Source organism: Kordiimonas aquimaris (assembly GCF_025574485.1).
Lineage (GTDB): Bacteria > Pseudomonadota > Alphaproteobacteria > Sphingomonadales > Kordiimonadaceae > Kordiimonas > Kordiimonas aquimaris.
Map to the genome: position 1 here is coordinate 143,256 of NZ_JAOBPO010000004.1, position 21,018 is coordinate 164,273.

General features: G+C 45.2%; 19 protein-coding genes. 8 read left to right on the top strand and 11 right to left on the bottom strand.

The annotated features are described in order from the left end of the window. Window positions 1-27 precede the first annotated feature (27 nt). From OEU88_RS13695 to OEU88_RS13705, 3 genes are all read right to left on the bottom strand, one after another. A complete protein-coding gene (locus OEU88_RS13695; RefSeq protein ID WP_262695767.1) occupies window positions 28-954 on the bottom strand; it encodes a hydroxymethylglutaryl-CoA lyase in 927 nt (308 codons plus the stop codon). 141 nt (window positions 955-1,095) lie between these two features. After that, window positions 1,096-1,764, bottom strand: a complete 669-nt coding sequence (locus OEU88_RS13700; RefSeq protein ID WP_262695768.1) for an NUDIX hydrolase — start codon at window positions 1,762-1,764, stop codon at window positions 1,096-1,098. Window positions 1,765-1,956: 192 nt separating this feature from the next. Continuing rightward, window positions 1,957-2,523, bottom strand: a complete 567-nt coding sequence (locus OEU88_RS13705; protein WP_262695769.1) for a hypothetical protein — start codon at window positions 2,521-2,523, stop codon at window positions 1,957-1,959. 128 nt (window positions 2,524-2,651) lie between these two features. On the opposite strand from OEU88_RS13705, the gene lepB reads away from it, so the two are divergent. Next, complete coding sequence (gene lepB, locus OEU88_RS13710) at window positions 2,652-3,128, top strand: signal peptidase I (protein WP_262695770.1); 477 nt, start codon at window positions 2,652-2,654, stop codon at window positions 3,126-3,128. Between the two features lie 3 nt (window positions 3,129-3,131). On the opposite strand, the gene OEU88_RS13715 is transcribed toward lepB, so the two are convergent. Both OEU88_RS13715 and OEU88_RS13720 read right to left on the bottom strand, forming a co-directional pair. After that, window positions 3,132-4,901: an N-acyl-D-amino-acid deacylase family protein gene (locus OEU88_RS13715; protein ID WP_262695771.1), complete on the bottom strand. Its 1,770-nt coding sequence runs from the start codon at window positions 4,899-4,901 to the stop codon at window positions 3,132-3,134. A 23-nt stretch (window positions 4,902-4,924) separates the two neighbouring features. Beyond that, a complete protein-coding gene (locus OEU88_RS13720; protein WP_262695772.1) occupies window positions 4,925-5,854 on the bottom strand; it encodes a bile acid:sodium symporter family protein in 930 nt (309 codons plus the stop codon). A gap of 138 nt (window positions 5,855-5,992) precedes the next feature. Between OEU88_RS13720 and OEU88_RS13725 the strand changes: the two genes are divergently transcribed. Together OEU88_RS13725 and OEU88_RS13730 are read left to right on the top strand one after the other, a co-directional pair. After that, window positions 5,993-7,393, top strand: a complete 1,401-nt coding sequence (locus tag OEU88_RS13725) for an amidohydrolase (RefSeq protein WP_262695773.1) — start codon at window positions 5,993-5,995, stop codon at window positions 7,391-7,393. A 74-nt stretch (window positions 7,394-7,467) separates the two neighbouring features. Next, window positions 7,468-8,454, top strand: a complete 987-nt coding sequence (locus tag OEU88_RS13730; protein WP_262695774.1) for a hypothetical protein — start codon at window positions 7,468-7,470, stop codon at window positions 8,452-8,454. 43 nt (window positions 8,455-8,497) lie between these two features. Here the strand turns inward: OEU88_RS13730 and OEU88_RS13735 are convergent, their stop codons facing one another. Next, complete coding sequence (locus tag OEU88_RS13735; RefSeq protein ID WP_262695775.1) at window positions 8,498-10,381, bottom strand: alkaline phosphatase D family protein; 1,884 nt, start codon at window positions 10,379-10,381, stop codon at window positions 8,498-8,500. Window positions 10,382-10,671: 290 nt separating this feature from the next. Here OEU88_RS13735 and OEU88_RS13740 point away from each other — a divergent pair, with 290 nt between their 5' ends. Beyond that, window positions 10,672-12,258, top strand: coding sequence for an EAL domain-containing protein (locus tag OEU88_RS13740; protein ID WP_262695776.1), 1,587 nt, complete (start codon window positions 10,672-10,674; stop codon window positions 12,256-12,258). Here the strand turns inward: OEU88_RS13740 and OEU88_RS13745 are convergent, their stop codons facing one another. From OEU88_RS13745 to OEU88_RS13760, 4 genes are all read right to left on the bottom strand, one after another. Beyond that, entirely contained in the window at window positions 12,259-13,311 is a 1,053-nt protein-coding gene (locus tag OEU88_RS13745) for a saccharopine dehydrogenase family protein (RefSeq protein ID WP_262695777.1), read from the bottom strand. 66 nt (window positions 13,312-13,377) lie between these two features. Next, window positions 13,378-14,070: a glutathione S-transferase family protein gene (locus OEU88_RS13750; protein ID WP_262695778.1), complete on the bottom strand. Its 693-nt coding sequence runs from the start codon at window positions 14,068-14,070 to the stop codon at window positions 13,378-13,380. Window positions 14,071-14,179: 109 nt separating this feature from the next. After that, window positions 14,180-14,803 (bottom strand): TetR/AcrR family transcriptional regulator, encoded by a 624-nt coding sequence (locus OEU88_RS13755; RefSeq protein WP_262695779.1) that lies wholly within the window; start codon window positions 14,801-14,803, stop codon window positions 14,180-14,182. Window positions 14,804-14,906: 103 nt separating this feature from the next. Then, entirely contained in the window at window positions 14,907-16,061 is a 1,155-nt protein-coding gene (locus OEU88_RS13760; RefSeq protein ID WP_262695780.1) for a glutathione S-transferase family protein, read from the bottom strand. Between the two features lie 124 nt (window positions 16,062-16,185). On the opposite strand from OEU88_RS13760, the gene OEU88_RS13765 reads away from it, so the two are divergent. From OEU88_RS13765 to OEU88_RS13780, 4 genes are all read left to right on the top strand, one after another. Continuing rightward, window positions 16,186-17,145 carry an alpha/beta hydrolase gene (locus OEU88_RS13765; protein WP_262695781.1) on the top strand — a complete coding sequence of 320 codons (960 nt, stop codon included), beginning with the start codon at window positions 16,186-16,188 and terminating at the stop codon, window positions 17,143-17,145. Then, window positions 17,142-17,981 carry an SDR family NAD(P)-dependent oxidoreductase gene (locus OEU88_RS13770; protein WP_262695782.1) on the top strand — a complete coding sequence of 280 codons (840 nt, stop codon included), beginning with the start codon at window positions 17,142-17,144 and terminating at the stop codon, window positions 17,979-17,981. Before OEU88_RS13765 ends, OEU88_RS13770 begins: the two co-directional genes overlap by 4 nt. Window positions 17,982-18,085: 104 nt before the next feature. Next, complete coding sequence (locus OEU88_RS13775; protein WP_262695783.1) at window positions 18,086-19,519, top strand: aldehyde dehydrogenase family protein; 1,434 nt, start codon at window positions 18,086-18,088, stop codon at window positions 19,517-19,519. A 79-nt stretch (window positions 19,520-19,598) separates the two neighbouring features. Continuing rightward, a complete protein-coding gene (locus OEU88_RS13780; protein ID WP_262695784.1) occupies window positions 19,599-20,342 on the top strand; it encodes a PepSY domain-containing protein in 744 nt (247 codons plus the stop codon). Here the strand turns inward: OEU88_RS13780 and OEU88_RS13785 are convergent. Next, the gene (locus OEU88_RS13785; RefSeq protein WP_262695785.1) at window positions 20,339-20,923 is read right to left on the bottom strand and encodes a thymidine kinase; all 585 of its coding nucleotides are present in this window, start codon (window positions 20,921-20,923) and stop codon (window positions 20,339-20,341) included. The two genes, OEU88_RS13780 and OEU88_RS13785, sit on opposite strands and share 4 nt — an antisense overlap. Window positions 20,924-21,018: the final 95 nt, after the last annotated feature.

Genomic DNA, 21,018 nt, shown 5'->3' on the forward strand with positions numbered 1-21,018 from the left:
TATATTGTCAATACTGATGCATGTTGACTAGGAACTGGTTTCAATTGGAAACCCGCCTGCCTGGCTAACCATTGCAGGTGGTATTCGGCCCAGCACTGTTTCGGTCCATTTTGCAAGCTTGATCATGTCATTAAGTGATATATCTGTTTGGATATCTGATTCAGCCAGTAGGTAAAGCAGGTCTTCAGTGCCTATGTTACCTGTGGCCTTTGGAGCAAAAGGGCATCCACCAAGGCCACCAACTGATGCGTCCAGTGTTTGTACACCTGCTTGGTATGCTGCCCATGCGTTAGCGAGCCCCGTATTGCGTGTGTTATGGAAATGAGCGCGAAGTGGTATGTTAGGAATGCGTTCTTTGATCTTATGTATAAGTTCGGTCACACGTATCGGTGAGCCCACACCAATTGTATCTGCAATCGCAATTTCACGTGGCTCCGCTTCAGCAATATCTTCTGCCATGGCGACAACTGTTGATTGGTCGATACGTCCTTCAAATGGGCATCCAAAGGATACGGAAATAGTCGCTTGTGCGGACATTCCTTCAGATTTTGCAAGCTTGATCATTTCTTTGGTAATTTCAACAGATGACCGCATGGTTTGACCTTGGTTCTTTTCTGCGAATGTGTCGCTGGCGATTGCAACGCAACCAGCTTCATCAATGCCGCGATTGCCTGCTTCGCGTGTTGCTATGGCTCTGAGAAGCCCGCGTTTATTAAGCACAAGCCCTATGTAGGTAACATCGGAACGATCGCGCAGGCCTGATATCACATCTTCAGCATCGGCCATTTGTGGTACACGCGCAGGGTGAACAAAACTTGCGACCTCGATCCGTTTAACGCCTGCATCAATTGCACCATTGATCATGTGCAACTTGTCAGCCGTAGAAAAAACGACCTTCTCATTTTGAAGACCATCGCGTGGCCCTACCTCGAGTACTTCAACACATGCAGGCATATTACCCTCTTAAAAATATCGCGAACAGAGATTATCAGATTTAAGTTGATTATTATGTCGAAACGCAATGCATTCATACAAAAAAAATAGGCATCTTTAAGATGCCTATTTTCATTCAGTCTTATAACTGTACTGATCAAGCTACCGAATGTTTTCAACTTTTTCAGGCGCTATTACACGGTACAGCATTGCAGGCCTATGTGGCCCTGAAGCATATTTTTTACCTGTCGCTTCAATGACGTTCAAAGAGAATATCCATTTGCGGAAATTGCGCTTATCACGAGGTTTGTCTGTCGCTTTCTCATAAACATCTTGCAGGTAAGATAATGTGAACTCTTGCGGCATTAACTTTAGACCAACTGTTGAGTAATCCATCTTTGCCGCCAAACGCTCACGTGCAACCTTTATGATTTCGCTGTGATCAAAAGATAGTTTAGGAAGTTCATCTACTTTGAACCATGCTGCATCATCTGCATCGGTGCCTGCTTTAAGTTCTACACTGCCTGCAGGAATAAGCGCATAGTAGGCAACGCTGATTACCCGTTCACGCGGGTCTCTATCTACGCTACCAAAGCTGTATAGCTGTTCAAGGTAAATACCTTCGATGCCAGCTTCTTCAGACAATTCACGAAGAGCGCATTCTTCGAGACTTTCGTCCATCTTGATGAAGCCACCAGGAAGTGCCCATTTCCCTTTGAAGGGCTCCATGCCGCGTTTTATTAGCAAAACTTTCAGTGCGCCGTCCTCAACAGTAAAGATGACAATGTCAGTCGTTACTGCAGGATGAGGATACTCATATGTATAAGCCATATTTCTTTTATCCTTCAGATGCGTATACGGTATTTCCCTACCTTGCATCTAAAACTATCATGGCAAAAAGCCAAATTTTGTTACCACCCACAACCATAAGAATGGTTGAATACATCTTATTGTAGATGTACACTAATTACGTTATTTTTGATACATCTTTACGGCGGGAAAGCAACCTTAAATATCGAAATTTTAATTGCTATTCGCGCCAAATATGTTTTTGGCAGTCGCTAATAAGGCAACATATTTTTTAAAATGCTCATCGGCGATTGTAGCGCAAAAAGACTGATTTGTCTGTTCAGATGCTGTTATTGTTGCACGCAGTTCGGCAATGCGATGACCGTACTCAAACGCATAAATGTCGCCTGCAATGTCGTCCATTAAAGTGGCTTGTGCGGGCCTGTCCAGGGCTTCAATTACGGCATATTCAGGTTCTTCATAGTGAGCCAAAATGATTTGCTGTAAATTTCTGGCTGACAACTTGTTGATAGGACGTAAGTTTACGTTTAGGTCGTGGCGCTTACATACATGAAGATAAGCTCTGAATTCTGCGGCTTCACGAATGTAATTGTATAGACGTTGATTGGTTCGCTGAAATTTTAGCCATAGTTCCAGTGATACAACACGCAGATCTTCAGTATTTTCTGGAATCATCAGGCCACCTCTGTCATCCAGTGGATTAACACCTTCGCGTGGTTGTGCGGTTAAGCTGGGTGTCACGATGAACATAGCCAAAGAAACAATAAGCGCGCGGAGCATGACAAAATTCCGATGATGATTATAATATGATGCAAGCAGTAGAAGTTTTTATGGCTTCTATAATTTTGTCAACTAGTGGTTTGTCTTAAAGTGTATCTATTTCTCAAGGACGGTATAGGGTAACGCGTATGTTTGCATGGATGATCTTAGTATTGATCTCGCTTAATACCATGACTGACGATTGTGTGCGCGTTAATACAACAGTTAGCGGCGACTCTCTTCAAGGGCAACTATGGGAAGGGCAGGATATTGAAGTGCTTGGCTTCGGTTGCGGCGTTCCTGAAAGATATGACTATATTGTCTTTCGTGTTAACGGCAACACACAGCCTATCATAAAGCAATTGTGGGGTATGCCGGGTGACATGGTTGAAGTGTCTCGAAAGGGGCGTTTGCACATAAACGGTGAAGAAGCCAAAACACCGTTCGGGCGACCATACGGATTGCTGGGTTCTGCCCGGACTCGTATGAAAAAGCTCACCAAACCTCTGGACGGCTATCTGGTTCTTGGTCATCCAGGTAGTATCGATTCAGCTAAAATTGGGCTTCTCACAAAACGTGATCTTCTCGGATACGTGCCAGCAGATAGCGTGCAGCAAGCCGAGTAAGTTCTATGCTCGATCTCCTAGTCTTACCAACCTGCCTGGCAACTCACCTGTTAACTGATCATTTCTCACCACGGGTATCCCATTAACGATAGTTGCTACGTATCCTTCTGCGTTTTGAAGCAGGCGTTGTCCTCCTGCAGGCAGGTCCTGCACCATACGAGGCGGGTGTAGCCTGAGTTTGCTGTGGTCGATTACATTGATGTTAGCTTTGAGGCCTACTTTGATACGGCCACGATCCTGAAAGCCCATATAGTCAGCAAGTTGGCCTGTCAGTTTATAGACAGCTTCTTCCAGTGGGATGGTTTCATCGCTTTTGCGATCCCGTGCCCAGTAATGCATGAGATAGCTCGGAAAACTTGCATCGCATATGGTGCCCACATGCGCGCCGCCGTCAGATAGACCCATAATTGACTGCGGGTGCTGCATCATCTCATACACAGCATTATAATTCAGGTCTGTGTAGTTATAGATAGGGAAGTAAAGAAACTCGCGGCCATCTTTTTCCAGTAAAATGTTGTAGATCATCTCGAGTGGAGTGACCCCCGCTTTTTCTGCAGCTTTATATACTGAATTTTCAATTGGTTGTTCATAGTCTGGATTTGCGCCCAGCCGGAACATCTTGCATGAAACAAAGGCTATTTGAGATAACAGCTGATCAGCTATTGGTGGAATAGGTGTACCGTCACCAGCTAGTTTTTCCGATGATTCTGACAGAAGTTGCTGCTTAAAAGCGGGGTCACGCATAGTGGAAACGCGCTCATCAAATGGCAGGTGACTTATCTTTTTATAACTTGGGAAGCCGATGAACGGATGGAATGTGCATTGTAACCCCAGAATAACACCAATGCCACGCGGGGCAACCTGAAGGCTTATATTGATACCCTTTGCTTTGGCTTGTTCAGTATTTTCCATAATGCGGCGCCATTGCTTTGGCGCAAAATCACGTTGCATAAGTGACAATGACAAAGGTCTTCCGCCAGCACTTTCGGCAAATTTCTCAAGTAATGCCCATTCACGGTCAAATGCTTCATCGTCACCGCGCTCCAGATCAAAATCATTCACTGCTTGCAGGACGCCGTGGTCTAAACCGTCAAATGCTTTAGCAATTCCAGTAAGCTCTTCGATCGTTGCTTCGGAAGATGGGGTCCATTCACCATCAGCAGACCGGTGAACGTCTGACCTGCCAGTTGAAAAGCCAACAGCGCCGGCTTCCAGAGCTTCACGTGTTAGTGTGCGCATTTTCTCAATGTCTTCTGTGGTTGCTTCTTCATTAAAAACGGCACGTTCACCCATGACAAAAACACGTAGTGGATCATGTACAACCTGAGCTGCAAAATCGATAGTATGCGGCACATCAATGGCATCCATATAATCTGTGAAGCTTTTCCACTGCCAAGTTAACCCTTCGGACAGAGCTGAGCCAGGGATGTCTTCAACGCCTTCCATTAACCGTATCAACTTTTCATGGTCTGTTTCGTGAACCGGTGCAAATCCGACACCACAACTGCCCATCACGACAGTTGTTACGCCGTGGTATACACTGGGTTCAAATTTTGTATCCCAGGATACCTGACCATCATAATGTGTGTGCACATCGATGAAGCCGGGGGTAACGATTTTGCCTGCTGCATCAATAGTTTCTTTTGCCGCAGCGTTTGATAGAGGGCCAATTTCAGTAATTAAACCATCAGTAATGCCAATATCAGCTTCAAACGCGTCTGATCCATCACCGTCATGGATTGAACCATTTTTAATTAGCAGATCAAATGTCATTTCTGTTCCCCTACGAGAGTATTTCAAACTGATAGTTGTTTTTTGCGCCAATCAATGAACCTAAAGGTATTGGCAAGAATAAAGCCGCCGATGAGATGCCAGATACCCCACATACCAACCAATATGACCGCTTCGCCGTACCCGCCGAGTTCAGCAAGGACAATTATCAAGCCAAGACCGGCGTTTTGGATACCTACTTCAAATACTAAGGCACGTGATTTCTTACGATCTTTTATAAATGTGTAGCCAAATAAAGCGCCGACAAGAAATGCAGCGCTGTTGTGCAAAATAACGAGCGGAACCATAACGGCACCGTATGCAATCAGCACACCGTAATTTGTTATAAGTCCACTAATTATCAGAATTATAAGGATGGCCAGAGAGGCAGGCATAGAGCGCCGATGAAGTTTGGTTGCCAGATTTGGTTTTTTGCTTGCCAGTGAAAGTCCAATAATAAGCGGAATTACCAAAATAAGGCATGTTCTGACAATAAAGCCCGCTCGGTCAATGTTAACTTGCTCGATTAGTGTGTCAGATGGTGCATGCATGCCAACCCAAAACAGTATTGAGAACGGCAAAAACGCAGCCGAAAATATCGATGATAGCATCGTCAAGGACACAGAATATGCCGTATCGCCGCCAGCTATTTTAGTAATGAGGTTTGACATGGAACCACCGGGGCAACAGCTCACGATAATCATTCCTAATGCCAGTGCCGGTGAGATCGAGAGGGTCTTCACAAGAGCTAAGGTTGCAAGAGGTAGGGCAATAATTTGAGCAAAGAAGCCAACCATAACGGACAGGGGGTTTTCGCGAACAAATTTGAAATCACCGGGCTTTAAACCTGTGGCAACAGCGAACATAATGAATGCAAGTGATATAGAGAGAAATAATTGCACTAGCGGGTCTACATCCAGCATTACCGGTTCTGCGACAGATGTATCGGCTAGCATATACTCATTCTCCCCACTTTAAGTTTCTTTATAATGACCTTCATTAGAAATCAAAAGCAATTGCTTACTAAATACAGAAGATGCTACCTGCTGTTACATATTTTGTGGTCACGAAACGATAGTTATTAAGGGTGTTAAATGGCGTTTTTAAAAGGATTTGCTGGGTTTGCTTCGTTTGTTGCTGTTTTAACAATGGATTTGCAGGCGCAAGAAAAACAAGCGATCGACATGATTGTATACGGTGATCACGTCGTTACCATGCAGGCGGATGATGCGCCAATTCAAGACGGTGCCGTAGCGGTTCATGACGGTGAAATTATAGCCGTTGGCAAGGCTGGCATGATTGATGCTGCTTATAACGCAGAGCGATCAATTAACGGTAAGGGCAAGGTGGTACTGCCTGGTCTTGTAAATGGGCACACACATTCTGCCATGGTTTTATTTCGTGGTATGGCGGATGACTTGCCGTTAATGACATGGCTGCAAGACTATATATTCCCAATGGAAGGCCGATATGTCGACGCGTCGCTTGTTGAGGCAGGCTCTGAGCTTGCTTGTTGGGAAATGATTAAATCCGGTGTGACCAGTTTTGTCGATATGTATTTCTATCCGGACACAATTTCTGATGTTGTTGTACGATGCGGCATGCGTGCTGTTGTTGCTGCGCCTATGATTGATTATCCCAGTCCTGGGTTTGAAGGCTGGAGTGATAGCTTTGATGCGGGCGTTGCATTTGTGAAACGCTGGAAAGGGAAGCATCCACGCATCATTCCAGCCCTTGCACCACATGCGCCCTATACAGTTTCTAAAGAGCATTTGGATAGTGCGTTTAAGGCTGCGCGCGATTTAGCTGTCCCTGTTTCTATTCACGTTGCCGAAGATCTTGCAGAAGTCGAGTTTGTCAATGAACGATACGGCAAAAGTTCGATAGAACTGTTGTCCGAGCTTGGTATGTTGACGCAGTCAACCATTGCGGCACATGTCGTTTGGCCTTCAGACAGTGATATTGTTAAACTAGCTGGCTCGAAAGCAGGCGCTATTCACAACCCGACATCAAATATGAAGGCGGCGGCAGGTATTTCTCCTGTCCCCAAAATGTTGGAAGCTGGTGTTACAGTGGGATTGGGCACGGATGGTGCCGCTTCTAATAATGACTTGAACCTATGGCAGGAAATGAGGTTTGCAGCTTTGTTGCACAAAGGTGTTAACCGCGACGCGACGCTGGTTTCATCTTATCAAGCACTTGATATGGCAACCCGCATGGGCGCACGTGCAGCTGGTTTTGGTGATAATATTGGTTCGCTTAAGCCCGGTTCGCGTGCAGACATAATACAAGTCTCTTTTGAGAGCCCACGCTTTGAGCCTACATATAATGTTGTGTCGCATTTGGTTTATGTTGCAACAGCTGCTGATGTGAAAACTTCAATTATAGACGGTCAGCTTGTTATGTTGAATGGCAAGGTGATGACAATAGATATTGAGCAGGTGAGGCAGAAAATCGAATTGATTGCTGATAAGGTACGTGCTGATATCAAGTAATTGTTTCTTGGTCTTTTTTTTTAATAAGTTTGTGTCTATAGTGCTTAAACAGGCATTACTGCCTGTGGGGGTCCATGGTGTTTCTGGGTGGAAGCGGTGGTCGTATGGAATGGAAAATATCGAAGCGGCGTTATCGTCGCTTTCTTACGTGTATAGTAGCCTCTGGGCTTTATGCAACTACAGCAGTTGTAGCGGATGATGCTGTTGCTCAATCTGATGTCGTACCGGTCGCTGTACAGCTAACTGGCCCTGCGGCTGAAGTTGAAGTGTTTATGAACGGGTTCTTTGAGCGGTTTGCTAAATTCTCCAAAGCCCGCCGTGGCAGCTCTCAAGATCGTGCAATGATACCGTTGCTGCGTCACACAAAATCTAATTTTGATTCAACGCCTGCGATTGCCACCAAAGATGTACCGGTTGATCCGTCTCTAGGGTTGATTTCGAAGTTGTGGATTCATGGTCCTGAATCATGGCAAATTGCCGAAATGGAAGTGGAAGGAAACACAGCTTATGCAAAAGTGTTTTTCCAATCTATTCAATCTGGCAGGCCTGATCCTATTCCTTTTGGGCTAAAATTTTACAGAGCACAAAACGATTGGAAAATTGTTGGTTACGTTGATATGCGGGCTGTACCATCAGAAGGGCTTGCTTGGCAGCAACTATTTGTTGTGAAAAATGATGTTAGCCCTGAAGCTGTGTTCTCTGACTATATGGAGAAAATTGAGCATTATTATGCGCCGAGTAAAGCGCGTGAAAGTATGAAGATTACACCGCAAGTACAGCAAAACCTTTCCCCGCTTTGGGCGCCTACACAAGATGCTCTCAAGTCTTCATCCCGTGCAATTATGGCTTTCTCTCAAATTCAACCGCGTAACTGGCAGTTTGTTTCATCTGACTTGGTTGATGAGAACGCGGAGCTTGTTATCAAAGCAAGTGCAGGAAACCCTGTTATGCGCCGTAACATGGGTATGGCTGCCATGATGGGTAGTGGTTTGAAGTTCACGCTTGAGAAAGCAGAAGAACGCTGGTTACTGATGAAGTATAGTCGTGCTCGTTCAAAGTAAGCGGTTAGTTTTTCTTTTAGCAGCGAACAATACAACACTCACATCATGTTATGATGTGAGTGTTTGCTTTTGTGGTTAGTGTCACAGGTTCTAACAAGTGGTAATTCTCGTCGTGAACTGTAGATACGAATTGCCATGTCGCCTCTATTTCACTTTTTGTGATGCTTAGTTCAAGCCAGCCGCGATTTTCAGCGTTAATATACTTTAGTTCTGGACTTGCTTCGTGAAGCGCTTTTGCCGTGACGCTTGGGTCTACCGGCAAATAGTTTTCGAGACCAGGTGATGAGACACCGGCGGTTGCAAATTCAACGGCAACGGCGTCACCAGCATTATCTTTCATGTTAAACGCCCACGCATTGTGTGTATCACCAGCGAGAGTAACAGCATTGTTGGCGTTACTCTTGAGTGTAGCAAATAATTTTTCACGAGCTATTGGGTAACCATCCCATGCATCCAGATTCAGAGGCAAACCGAGCTGCCCTAATGCACGAAAACGGGCTACTTGCTCAGGAGTTATGTATGTTGCAGAGTCAAAATCAATGTCCTCATCTGCAATGATTGGAAACCCGACTTTACCAGCTAGAACTTGTTGGCCAAGAATCTGCCACGGCGTGTTTTGAGCTGCAGATTCTTTAAGCGTTTTTTCCAGCCAAGCTTCTTGGACGTCACCCAGCATTGTACGTGTGTCGTCATTTAATATGGCGGTGCGAAATTTTTCAATATCCGGCATATAGGTCATGCCTTGAGGTAATTGTTTGGGGTCTATTGTTTTAATCGTTTCCCAATCAGTTACAGGGCTTGATTTGCCGTCCTTTATTTCAAAGGGAACAGGGATAGGCTTAAGGTATTTCGCTGTCTCAGGGTTGCTTTTGAGCCTTTCTAGTTCGTCAGTGCCTGTAATGGCGACAGGTTCCTGACCTGGTGACATATTGAACACCATGGTGCGAGGTGGCAGGTCTTCGCTATAGTCCAACCCTTTTGAGCGACCTGTAATGCGAGTATCCAACATGATTAATGTTGCGAGGTCGCCTATCTGAAATGCTCTGTATATATCTGTTTGACCAGTTTTGCTTTCCCTGATTGGTAACCATTCGTGATAAGCGCGCAGAGCTGCTGCTTTTCGGTCATCAAACGACCCTTCACCTTCATTATGGTTCTGTGCACCCGCTTGCCATGTGTCATTCGCTACTTCATGATCGTCCCACACGCAAATGAATGGATGAGCCGCATGCACGGCTTGCAGATCAGGGTCGCTGCGATACAAACCGTAACGAATTCTATAATCCTCAAGGGCAAGGACTTCACCTTTTGGTGCAACTGCACGGCCATGTTCTTTAACCATTGTTTCATTGCTGTATTCACCATCAGGGTATTCATAGATGTAGTCACCAAGATGCAATACAGCACTAACATCTCTATTGGCGATTTCGCGGTATACGTGAAAATATCCTTGTGGATAATTTGAGCAGGAAACCACTGCCACATCAAAGGTATCAACTTTGCCGGTGGGTATGGTTTTTGTGCGTCCAACAGGACTAGTGTTACCTTCGCACATGAAGCGGTAGTAATATGTTTGCCCAGCTTCCAGGCCCGGTGCATCTACTTTTACGGTGAAGTCCGTTTTGGGGCCTGTGGATGTCGTGCCGTGACTAATAATAGTGTCAAAATGTTCGGAAAGTGAAACTTCCCACGTCAATTTTATGTTCTTTGCTGATTGGTTCGCAGGAACGACGCGTGTCCATATAATAACACGATCATACAGCGGATCGCCACTGGCCACACCGTGGGTAAAGATAACGGTCTCATCTTCTTGAGCATTTGCCGTGCCGAAGTTGTGTAACAATGCCGTGCCGACAATACTGCTTGCGCCGCCAATGATTTGTCGTCGATTGATATTGAGTGAGCCAGCTTTTCGTGCCTTTGACATGTGATAAATGATCCCATTACGTATTAATGTATGCTGAAGTAATGCATGCTTATTTACGATAAAAGCACTAAAGCTTTAACATGACAAATAGATGTCTTTAAAAGCTTATTCTTTTACCACCTAATCGGTATCGGCGACTATAAGCAATCAGAGGTCGTATTTTAGGTTTTTTGTATTAGATTTACTATTTGCTAACCCTGTTTGTGTCACAAAAGCGTTATCAAACGCCTTAAACGCTTTGTCTGCGTTCACCTAGGTAAAGTTTGTGTTTGCGGTGGGATAGTTAGTTCATGTCAGTTAAGGTGCCAAACAGGTTTCTGGGGTATGCATTTTGCGTAGGCGACCTTCTCATTGAAGCAGACACGTCTTTTGACATCAAGAATGCTGATGGTGCCGTTAAAAGCACGCTTGGTATTAATGTAACGCCGGGTGTTAACGCTAATTTTCTTGATTTACTGGATACAAAAGGACGCGGCCTTATAAAAAGGTCAGTCGTAAAATTGACCGGCTCTAATCGTGTTGGCCCGCTGATGATCAATGTCGGACACGCCGCACATGAAAAAGAGCTTTTTGGCGCATTTTTGGCCAAATTACCAGCAGATGATGAGGCGATTTACATCGTTCTGTCACGACCTGCCCGCTTAGGCCTAAAAGAACAGCTCGACCAAGAAAGGCCTACAGTCGAAAAAAAGAGAGAGTTCTTTCAGTCTCTGGAGGACTTGTTTGAACAAGACCCCAGTGCAGAAGATAAAGTTCAGGTCACTGTTGTAGATGCCGGACACGGTGAAGAATTAAGCCGGAAACAACAGTCTTCCATTGAGAGATTGCTTAAGTCTGTTTCATATGGCGGGCAAGCCGCGTCACAAGTTGGTGATGACAAGTTTGCGGTTGTCCACGAACGTTCAAACGATAATGCAAGTGCGGATGCTATTAGTCAGTCAATTTCACAGTCAGCAGGTGTTGAAGTTAAAACTGCAACCATTGATGCGGCCCAGGCGAAGTTGAGCGAAAAAGATAATATGCGGGCGCTGGTCTTCAGTTTACAGCAGTTTACGGAAGACGGTGAAGGTTTTGACATAGACAGTATTGACGAAAATTGCACGGCTCTCATCTGTGAAACGACGGAACGCGTGGCAGCATTTCGCAAGGTTTTGGATGAAGGTGCATTTACACTTGTTTACCAACCCATTGTTGATATGAGACGCGGCACGACACATCATTTTGAAGCTCTTACCCGTTTTGACTTGCCGCCGCTGATGAAGTCGCAGTGGGAGATGATCAGGTTTGCTGAAGATGTTGGTCTAATCGACGATTTTGACCGTGCTGTTATTAATCGTGCGATGCGAAAAATCAGAGACTTGATGCAACAAGGTGGCGCTCCCGGCATTGCTGTCAATGTTTCAGGTCGGTCGTTATCAGATCCAGAATTTATCCTGGACTTGATTTCAACATTGAAAGGAAACCTTGATCTCAAGAACTATCTGTCTATTGAAATTACTGAAAGTGCCAGAATCCATGACTTGGAGGCGCTGGGTGAAGTTGTTGATGAGATTAGAAGTGTTGGGTTTAAGGTTTATCTGGACGATTTTGGGGCAGGGGCTGCAGGTTTTCAATATCTGAAAAGCATGCGGGTTGATGCAGTTAAAATTGATGGTTCCTACATAAAAGACGCTCTGACGAGCCGTGAAGATCGGGCTTTCTTGCGTTCTATTGTGACACTTTGCCAAGACTTGGGTATCACAACAGTTGGTGAATGGATTGAAACTAAAGAACACGCCGAATTGCTGAAGGAAATTGGCGTCGATTATGGCCAGGGTTATTATTACGGCAAGCCAACAAATGGATTGATGGCAGCAAGAAAGGCAGCTGTTGGTTAATTAGATATCTTCTAGTTTACATCCGTCTAGTTCAGAGTAATAACTGGCGCCGAATGCTAAAGACGGCGTTTGGAACCCAGCATTGATGTTACCTTCCATTATTTTTAATACAGATTTTACAGCTGAATCGGCCGTAAGCGTATAGCCGTTTGGCGCATGAAGTATGCTGCGATATTCGGTGCCATCTGCATCAATAACTTCTGCTAGTAAGGTTGATGTATCCTTGATGCGTTGTTCTTCGGTGGGGCCTGCAGGCATTTTATCGATTTGTTTTTTGAAAAACGATTGTACGCTGTTTAATTTTAGTATGGGGCCAATAAAACGACTAAGTGTTGTCATTGTTTTAATTGGACCTTCAGCAGGAAAATATACTTGAATGTTATTAATGCCTGTACTGTAAAACGCTGTAGAAACGTCCCCCCATGATACAGCCAAGTAGTTACTTTCAATATCGTTTAAGGTGAAAACGCGCTTAAGACTGCCTGCTGGTTTCGTTATTATTGTACCGCCTTCACGAACCATCGTGCCATTACCGAGCGACTCAACAGCCGTTTTGGCCGTGCCTTGCGATGGACCGCCCAAACCATGGATAGCAATGACCAGTGATTTTGGCGCCTTTGCACGTTTGGCCGTGTGAGCTGCCAAACAGTCACTCGGTACAACATCAAAGCCAACACCGGGCAGCAAAGTTACGCCTGCTTTTTCAGCATTGGTGCCGTATCTGGCAGCACATTCGAAAACAGCTATTTCACCAGTTACATCAAGATAATGAGTGTTCGTGTCGATACAGGCGCGCATCATATGCTCTGCTGTTGCTGAAAAAGGGCCTGCAACAGAGAGTACAGCAGAACAGTTTTTTAGCGCAGCACGTACTGCATTTGGATCATCGACAGAAAATGCCGACCAAGGCAATTCTAACTCAGTTGCAAGTTTGCGCACTTTTTCTGCGTTTCGGCCGGCAATAATGGGCGTATGGCCCATGACTTTTGCTTTTTGTGCGATCAGCTGACCGGTGTAACCGGTTGCGCCGTATATCATCCATTTTGCCGTCATAGCTGCATACTCATTGTTTTATTGTTTGAATCTGCGAGCACCTTTGGGCGCAGATGGTGACTATAATTAGAGGTTTTCCACCGGATCAATTTCTAATTGCTGCATGGATGCAAACAAAGTCATGGCCTTGATATGTGGTTTTGCAAAGCTTTCTTTTTCACCAACGCGTTTCATAAATGCGGTAATATTTGGCCAGCGTTTGGCGGAAGGGGAATATCCAGTGAAAGCGAGGTTGCCGTATTGTACAGCCACTGAAATATCTGCAACCGAGAATGCATCACCAGCCAGCCATTTTTTGCCTTCAAGCGCTTCTTCAATATAGTCATGAACAGTGATTAATTTTCCTCGGATTACTTCCATTGCACCGTCAATATCAGGAGCTTGCCCATTCATTTGCGGGAAAACCATCTTACGGAACACACCGAGCCCGATTGTGCCTGCCATTTCAGTATCTGCGTACTCTTCAAACCATAAGGCACGGCCGTATTCACTAACATCAGCGGGTGTTAGTGAAGGCGTCGGGTATTTGCGTTCAATATAGTGAAAAATTGCGCTTGAATCCGGCAGCAAAAAACCTTCGCCGGCATCGGTGTCTTTTAATAGCGGAATACGCCTAAGCGGGTTTTGCTTGGTAAAAGCATCATCGGCTTGAAATGGACTAAGGTTTTCTGTTTCAAACGGCAAACCTTTTTCTGCCAATTGTGTCATGATTTTACGGTAAAAGGGTGAGCCAATAAGGCCACATAGTGTCAGTGTCATTTAAATTCTCTCAAGAATGGTTATTGAAGTAAGATGGCGCGATGATTTAAAAATCAACACCAGACTACCCAAAAAGGCATGTCTGTCCTTGGGATGTGATATCAATAACCTATTTCAAGCCAGCAAGAGCAATCGAGCCTTCGATCGTAAACTCAAAAACTTCATCCAGTGATCGTTTAGGTTCATCCTCAAGACACCAGCGTTTTAGTGTAAGTATTGTAAAATCAAAAATAACATACTGGCGCATCAAACGCTCTTTTTCAGGCATATGCACAAGCTTTTTATCAAATAGTTCATACGCTCTCATCATACCGATAACATTAAATTCTTCGATAACCTTGCGCAGTTCCCAGTTGGGTTGTGTTATGGCCTGACTCAAGAAATTTAGATAGTTTGATCCTGCAGGAGGATCAACCAGCAAATCGCCAAGAGGTACAATCAAAGCTTCAAATATTTGCCGTAATGTCGGTTTGTCGCCAAATTCAGCAAGCATGGCTTGACGCTTTTGGTCAATTTGAGTGGTGCGTTCGTTGATTGTTGCACTAATTAAACCATTTTTGGAACCAAAGTGATATTGAAGTGCAGATTGGTTTCGTTGTCCTGCTTCTTGTAAAATTTCACGTGTTGAAACATCCGCCAGACCTTTTTTAGCGATCAGACGTTCTGCAGCTTGTATAAGTGCTGTGCGCGTTGCATCTGCGCGCTTGGCTTTACCATTGATCTGAGCGTCCAAATTATGCTCCCCGGATATGCATTTGGCATCTACAGTTTCGCCCATTAAACATTTATGACACTGCTTAGTAAAGTACTTGTAATCATATGTGAGGTATGAGGGCTTACTCCCATACTTCTTTATAGCCGCGTCTTGCGATGCGGCGTGATGTGCGGCATGTGACAAACATGTCCAGATTAACTGATTTTAACAGTGTGTCGGTCTCAGCTTTGTCATGTGCTGACAAAGCGTCATAAGCGTCATGAATACGTTGCAGCATCCACAATGAATAGTGTCTTGCGCCAACGCTCATTTGTGTGTCGCGTAGTTTGAAGCTACACCCTCCAAGAACACGTTTGTTGGTATCTGCTATAACAGGTTTGCCGCTTTCGATATCAGAGTTCTGATCTAGGTAATCATTAATAAAGCTTGTAAGTGCCTCGACCTCTGGGCCGTAATCCTGACCGATCAATTGTAGCACAGGTAGCAACGTTTCCGGAATTGTATCGTCTTGTGTTGTCGTGTCCGGGAGGTCTGGGAATTCCGGTTTATCCATGTCAGATGCTGTCATACGTTCGACCCAGCGCCAAACGCGGTTAGCTGTTGTTTTCATGAGCATTTCAGGTGCCGGGTCACGCGCCAGATGAGCATACATGGGTCCATATAGGCCGAAGTCTCCAATCGTTGGTTTTCCGCCTAATAGGTAAGGGTGTGTTAGCAAGTGACCATCAAGTGCGGCTAGTAGGTCAGTGTAGCTTTGCTCAATAGCAGGAATGGTTTCTGGCGTTACACCAAGACCTGGCAAGTAAGCTTGCATTTTCGTCATGCCGGGTGTTGCAAACTCGAGCGCCTCTGCTGTTGTTGCTGTCGGGTTGGCGGTGCGTCCAAATTCCATCGCAATAAAGTGTTTGTTTTGCTCAGGGAAATTCCAACGATAGTGCATGGCCGCGCGCAACAAGCCTTCATCACCAAAAGCCTCAAGAATAAGGGCAATAATTCTTTGTTTTGCGCCTTCAGGGTAGACACTGAAAGGTTTAGCGGCACGGTTTTCAAGAAAATCAATGATTTCGGTTGTATCTTGTATGATATCGCCAGCGGCGGTTTCAATCACAGGGATGACGAAGCGACCAACGGTTGGCATAATACGGCCTAAATAATCAGGGTGACTTTGCAGGCGTTCTGAATAAGGGGTGCCTGATTTACGCAGGAAGCTGCGTACCTTACCCGAGTACAAGCTAACGGGGCAGCCATAAAACGTGATTGGTTCCTGCGATGTCATTCTCTGTTCCGATCAATTGACTATATAATGAATGTCATTACTATGTCGTGCGAGCAATGTGTCAAGCATATCGCGCATATGCATGTTCAAGCTTGCGTGAAATATGATGAGGTGAATAAAGTCTATGTCGATAAGAGCATGGTTGGTCAGGAAAAAAATCCGCAAAACTTTCCGTCCTAAGGCACTGAAAAACGCGCCGATAGAGGAGCGTTTAAAAAGTATTCTGGCAGGCTTTAGGGGCTCTGAGGCGCTGTTGCCGCAACCACCAAAGCACATCAAGGCTGTACCTGTTTCAGCCAATTTTGATGGTATGCCTTTTAAAGGGGAATGGGTGGTAGACCCTTCGGCGCATAATAATCGCATTATTTTTTATACACACGGCGGCGCCTATGTTTGGGGTCGTCCGAAAGAATACCGCTACCTAGCGTGGCAACTTTCTAGGCAATGTAAAGCGCGTGTATTCTTGCTGGATTATACGCTGGCACCAAAAGCCAAATGCCCAACGCAAATAAATGAAGGGCTTGCGGCATATGATTATATTCGGACCAACAACCCTGAAGCAGCCATTGCTATGGCAGGGGATAGTGCGGGTGGTAGCTTGACTGTTGCCATGGCGGTCACCATTAGAGACAGCAACCGCTCAACACCTGTGGCACTTAGCCTGATTGCCCCGGGCGTTGACCTGACGGGGTCAGGCGACAGTGTCCGTAAAAATGCAGATAAAGATGTCATGTTGGACCCTGAAGCAATCAATTTTGTCATCAAAGATTATATTGGTGATTTGCCTGCGGATGATCCGCGTTGTTCGCCGCTGTTTGCTTCGCATGAAAACCTGCCACCTATGATGGCACAAGTTGGTAGTGATGAGATATTGCTTGATGACTCAGTTCGCCTCGAACAAAGCGTTACCGCTAGTGGCGGCGCGTTCACACTAAAGATATGGCAAAAAATGCATCATGTTTGGCATATGAGCGCCAATATGGTGCCAGAGGCTCGTGCTGCAATTAAAGAAATGGCTACATTTATGGAAGACCACTGGGACATTGGAGTTGAAGAAAACGTTAAAAAGGGTGTGGCAAAATGAGTGCGAAAACGTTAATGGAAACAGCTTTTATAACTGGCGCAGGCTCAGGTATTGGACGCTCACTTGCCCATGCCTTAGTGGCACAAGGGTGTGCTATATATATAGCAGACAATAATGCCGAAAACCTTGCCAAGGTTGAAACGGAGTTGAAGCAAAAGCAAGCTAATGTTCACGCTCGTGTGCTTGATGTTTCAAACCGTGATGATGTCATTGCTGCAGTTGAAGATGCTACCGCGAAAATGGGTAGCATTGATGGTATGTTTAATAACGCAGGTATATCATTTTCAGATATGGTTGAAAGCATGAGCATTCAAGATTTTAAAAAAGTCATGGATGTTGATTTTTGGGGTGTTGTGCACGGAACCCAGGCAGTTTTGCCGCGTATGCTGGAACGCGGTAAAGGACATATTGTCAATGTTTCCAGTATTTTTGGCATTATTGGTGTGCCTAGTCAGTCAGCTTATTGTGCAGCAAAACATGCCGTAAAAGGGTTTAACGAATCGCTGTTCCATGAGTTGAAAGATACAGATGTACAAGTGCACTCTGTTCATCCGGGTGGTGTTAAAACCGGTATTATGAAAAACGGAACCCACATACGTAATGCGCAGGGCGAAGAAGTAGCAAACGAATCTGACCGGCAAGAAATGGTCAAAAACTTTGATGAAAATATGGCCAAGACAACGCCAGATGAAGCAGCAAACGTTATCCTTAATGGTGTTGCAAAGTCGCAGTACCGTATATTGGTTGGCGGGGATGCCCGTTTTATAGACCGTATGCAGCGATGGTTTCCCAATTGGTGGCGCAGTTTGTTACCGCGTTTGCTAAACCGTAATTAAGGCCATTGTGATTGATATGGGTGATTTCCCTCTAGCGTAAATGCTGTTGGCCCACTACATACAGTGCATGAATTGATATTTCGGGGATTTGAAGGAGCACTGACATGCATAACTTAGATAAGCATTATATCAACGGCGAATGGGTTGCGTCTGGTGCGGCCTCTTTTCGTGATTTAATTAATCCTGCAACAGAAGAAAAATCGGGTCAGATGATTTTGGGTACAGCTGCTGATGTTGATGCTGCTGTTGCCGCTGCGAAAGAAGCGTTTGTGAGCTTTTCGCAAACAACCCGCGAGGAACGTATTGATTTGCTGAATAGAATTATCAGTGAATACAAAAAGCGCTCTGCTGAAATGGCATCTGTCATCACCGAAGAAATGGGTGCGCCAACTACTTGGTCTACGAATGCACATGCACCTTCAGGTATTGGTCACTTGATTACAGCGCGCAAAGTGCTGGAAAATTTTGACTTTGAAGAAGACAGAGGCCCAACGCGTATCGCCAAAGAGCCGATCGGTGTTGTTGGCATGATCACACCGTGGAATTGGCCGATCAATCAAATCACTTGTAAAGTGGCACCTGCGATAGCAACTGGCTGTACAATGGTACTGAAACCAAGTGAGATCGCGCCTTATAGTTGCCAGTTATTTACAGAAATTATGGAAGCGGCTGATGTACCTAAAGGCGTTTACAACGTTGTTTACGGTGAAGGTGCAGATGTAGGTGAAGCAATGTCGGGCCACCCTGATATTGATATGATTTCAGTTACAGGTTCAACCCGTATGGGTGCAGCGGTACAGGCAAATGCAGCGAAAACAATTAAACGCGTGACACAGGAACTCGGTGGCAAGTCGGCCAATATTGTTTTAGACGATGCTGACTTTGAAAAAGTAGTGAAACGTGAAGCTCTCAAAGTGATGAGCAACACAGGCCAAACCTGTACAGCACTTACACGCATGCTGGTACCAATGGACCGTATGGATGAAGCAGCAGAAATTGCTGCCAAGGCAGTGGAGCGTGTTGTTGTTGGTGATCCACAAGATACTACAACGACAATGGGCCCCATCTCAAACGAAACACAGCACGGTAAAGTTGGTGCACTTATCCAAAAAGGTATTGATGAAGGCGCGCGCCTTGTTGCGGGCGGCGTTGGCCGACCTGATGGTTTGGAAAAAGGATACTTTGTCAAACCGACTGTGTTTGCAAATGTGACACCGGATATGACTATTGCGCGTGAAGAAATTTTTGGCCCAGTGCTTTCAATCATTGGTTACAAAGATGAAGATGATGCCATTCGTATAGCAAACGACAGCTTGTATGGTTTGTCTGGTGCTGTCCAAAGCGGTGATCCGGAGCGTGCGAAACGTGTTGCATCACGTATGCGCACCGGCATGGTTTACATTAATGGTGCGGATGGTGACTTGAACGCACCATTTGGTGGTTACAAGCAATCAGGGAATGGCAGGGAATGGGGCGCACATGCGTTTAACGACTTCCTTGAGTTGAAATCTGTTCTTGGCTACAACGCGGCAGAGTAAATTAGCTTTTAAATAATACGTTTATGCGAAGGGCGTTTTCGCCGCTCTTCGTATTTTTTCAGGTCGATGGTCATATTATATGATTAATTCTCTTCGGGTGCGTCGAGTTTCGCTCAGTATCCACAATTGGGTGGGGCTTATCATTGCCATTCAGTTTCTATTTTGGTGCGTGGGCGGCGTTATAATGAGCGTTATCCCAATTGAAGTTGTGCGCGGTGAGGTCAACATTGCGGATCGCAAAATGACACCATTGAGTAGTACTGAAGTGGCAAGAGTACTGGAGAAAGTTGGTGCTGTAGACCTGCAGCGTGTGTCTATTAAAGACTTGGCTGGTCAGGCGGCAATTGTGTTGGAACAAACCGACGGGATGAAGCGCCTTTATGACGCGAAAACGAGTGTGCTTTTAACACCTATCAATGAAATAATGGCAACGCAAATTGCTGTATATGATTATCAGCATTCCTCCGCGAAAACGCATGTTCCTGTGGCTGTACTGTCGGCATATCTTCTAACAGAAGAGCCCGGTGATTTTCGCCGTAAATTACCAGTGTGGCAAATTACATTGGACGACCCTGATGGCACACGTATTTATGTATCACCGGATACTGGAGATGTGCTGGCGCGGCGTAATGATTACTGGCGCTTATACGATTTCTTCTGGATGCTACATATCATGGACTATGAAACACGTGATGATTTCAATAACCCACTAATCATTGTTGCCTCAATCACGGCATCCCTCTTTGTGATTAGCGGTGTTATACTGCTGTACTTCCGGTTCGGGCCTCAAGTACAGCGTATGCGAGCACGAAAAACTAATTAAGACACTGCATTTAGTTTTTCCATGAAGTGCTTGCGACACAGTGCAATGTAGCGGTCGTTACCACCGATTTCGATAGACGCACCTTCCTTTACGGCATTCCCATTTGCGTCAATACGTAAATTCATGCTCGCTTTACTGCCGCATGTGCAAATAGTTTTCAGCTCCAACAATTCATCAGCAACGGCTAGTAGCCATTGGCTGCCTTCAAACAGGTTGGCCTGAAAGTCTGTCCGTAAGCCATAACATAAAACAGGCACACCGAGTTCATCAGCAACCGCAGCAAGCTGAAAAACATGATCGCGTGTGAGGAACTGGGCTTCATCAATCAAAACACAATTAACCGTGCGGTATTTTAGCTCGCTTTCAATAACTTCACGAAGGTTAATATCAGGTTCAAACAGGTGAGCTTCGGCTTCAAGGCCAATACGTGATGAAATCGTCCCGATTCCGTGCCTGTTATCAATGGCTGCAGTGAACAGCATGGTTGCCATGCCGCGCTCCTGATAATTGAAGCTGGATTGAAGCAAGGTCGTTGTTTTACCTGCGTTCATTGCAGAATAGTAGAAATACAGCTTCGCCATATTGATTTTGCCCTATATTCTTTTTGTTACAGCTCGGTTAGGCTGTGTCTGGTTTCGTTAAGTTGGTTGAACCTAAAAAAGACCAGCAATGAACG

What these genes read in the sequence shown, in the direction of transcription:
- OEU88_RS13765 (WP_262695781.1), top strand. Translation starts at nt 16,186, where the DNA reads ATGTCGATAAGAGCATGGTTGGTCAGGAAAAAAATCCGCAAAACTTTC.
- OEU88_RS13740 (WP_262695776.1), top strand. Translation starts at nt 10,672, where the DNA reads ATGTCAGTTAAGGTGCCAAACAGGTTTCTGGGGTATGCATTTTGCGTA.
- lepB (WP_262695770.1), top strand. Translation starts at nt 2,652, where the DNA reads ATGTTTGCATGGATGATCTTAGTATTGATCTCGCTTAATACCATGACT.
- OEU88_RS13750 (WP_262695778.1), bottom strand. Translation starts at nt 14,070, where the DNA reads ATGACACTGACACTATGTGGCCTTATTGGCTCACCCTTTTACCGTAAA.
- OEU88_RS13705 (WP_262695769.1), bottom strand. Translation starts at nt 2,523, where the DNA reads ATGCTCCGCGCGCTTATTGTTTCTTTGGCTATGTTCATCGTGACACCC.
- OEU88_RS13785 (WP_262695785.1), bottom strand. Translation starts at nt 20,923, where the DNA reads ATGGCGAAGCTGTATTTCTACTATTCTGCAATGAACGCAGGTAAAACA.
- OEU88_RS13775 (WP_262695783.1), top strand. Translation starts at nt 18,086, where the DNA reads ATGCATAACTTAGATAAGCATTATATCAACGGCGAATGGGTTGCGTCT.
- OEU88_RS13700 (WP_262695768.1), bottom strand. Translation starts at nt 1,764, where the DNA reads ATGGCTTATACATATGAGTATCCTCATCCTGCAGTAACGACTGACATT.
- OEU88_RS13725 (WP_262695773.1), top strand. Translation starts at nt 5,993, where the DNA reads ATGGCGTTTTTAAAAGGATTTGCTGGGTTTGCTTCGTTTGTTGCTGTT.
- OEU88_RS13735 (WP_262695775.1), bottom strand. Translation starts at nt 10,381, where the DNA reads ATGTCAAAGGCACGAAAAGCTGGCTCACTCAATATCAATCGACGACAA.
- OEU88_RS13720 (WP_262695772.1), bottom strand. Translation starts at nt 5,854, where the DNA reads ATGCTAGCCGATACATCTGTCGCAGAACCGGTAATGCTGGATGTAGAC.
- OEU88_RS13760 (WP_262695780.1), bottom strand. Translation starts at nt 16,061, where the DNA reads ATGACATCGCAGGAACCAATCACGTTTTATGGCTGCCCCGTTAGCTTG.
- OEU88_RS13745 (WP_262695777.1), bottom strand. Translation starts at nt 13,311, where the DNA reads ATGACGGCAAAATGGATGATATACGGCGCAACCGGTTACACCGGTCAG.
- OEU88_RS13780 (WP_262695784.1), top strand. Translation starts at nt 19,599, where the DNA reads ATGATTAATTCTCTTCGGGTGCGTCGAGTTTCGCTCAGTATCCACAAT.
- OEU88_RS13715 (WP_262695771.1), bottom strand. Translation starts at nt 4,901, where the DNA reads ATGACATTTGATCTGCTAATTAAAAATGGTTCAATCCATGACGGTGAT.
- OEU88_RS13695 (WP_262695767.1), bottom strand. Translation starts at nt 954, where the DNA reads ATGCCTGCATGTGTTGAAGTACTCGAGGTAGGGCCACGCGATGGTCTT.
- OEU88_RS13770 (WP_262695782.1), top strand. Translation starts at nt 17,142, where the DNA reads ATGAGTGCGAAAACGTTAATGGAAACAGCTTTTATAACTGGCGCAGGC.
- OEU88_RS13730 (WP_262695774.1), top strand. Translation starts at nt 7,468, where the DNA reads ATGGTGTTTCTGGGTGGAAGCGGTGGTCGTATGGAATGGAAAATATCG.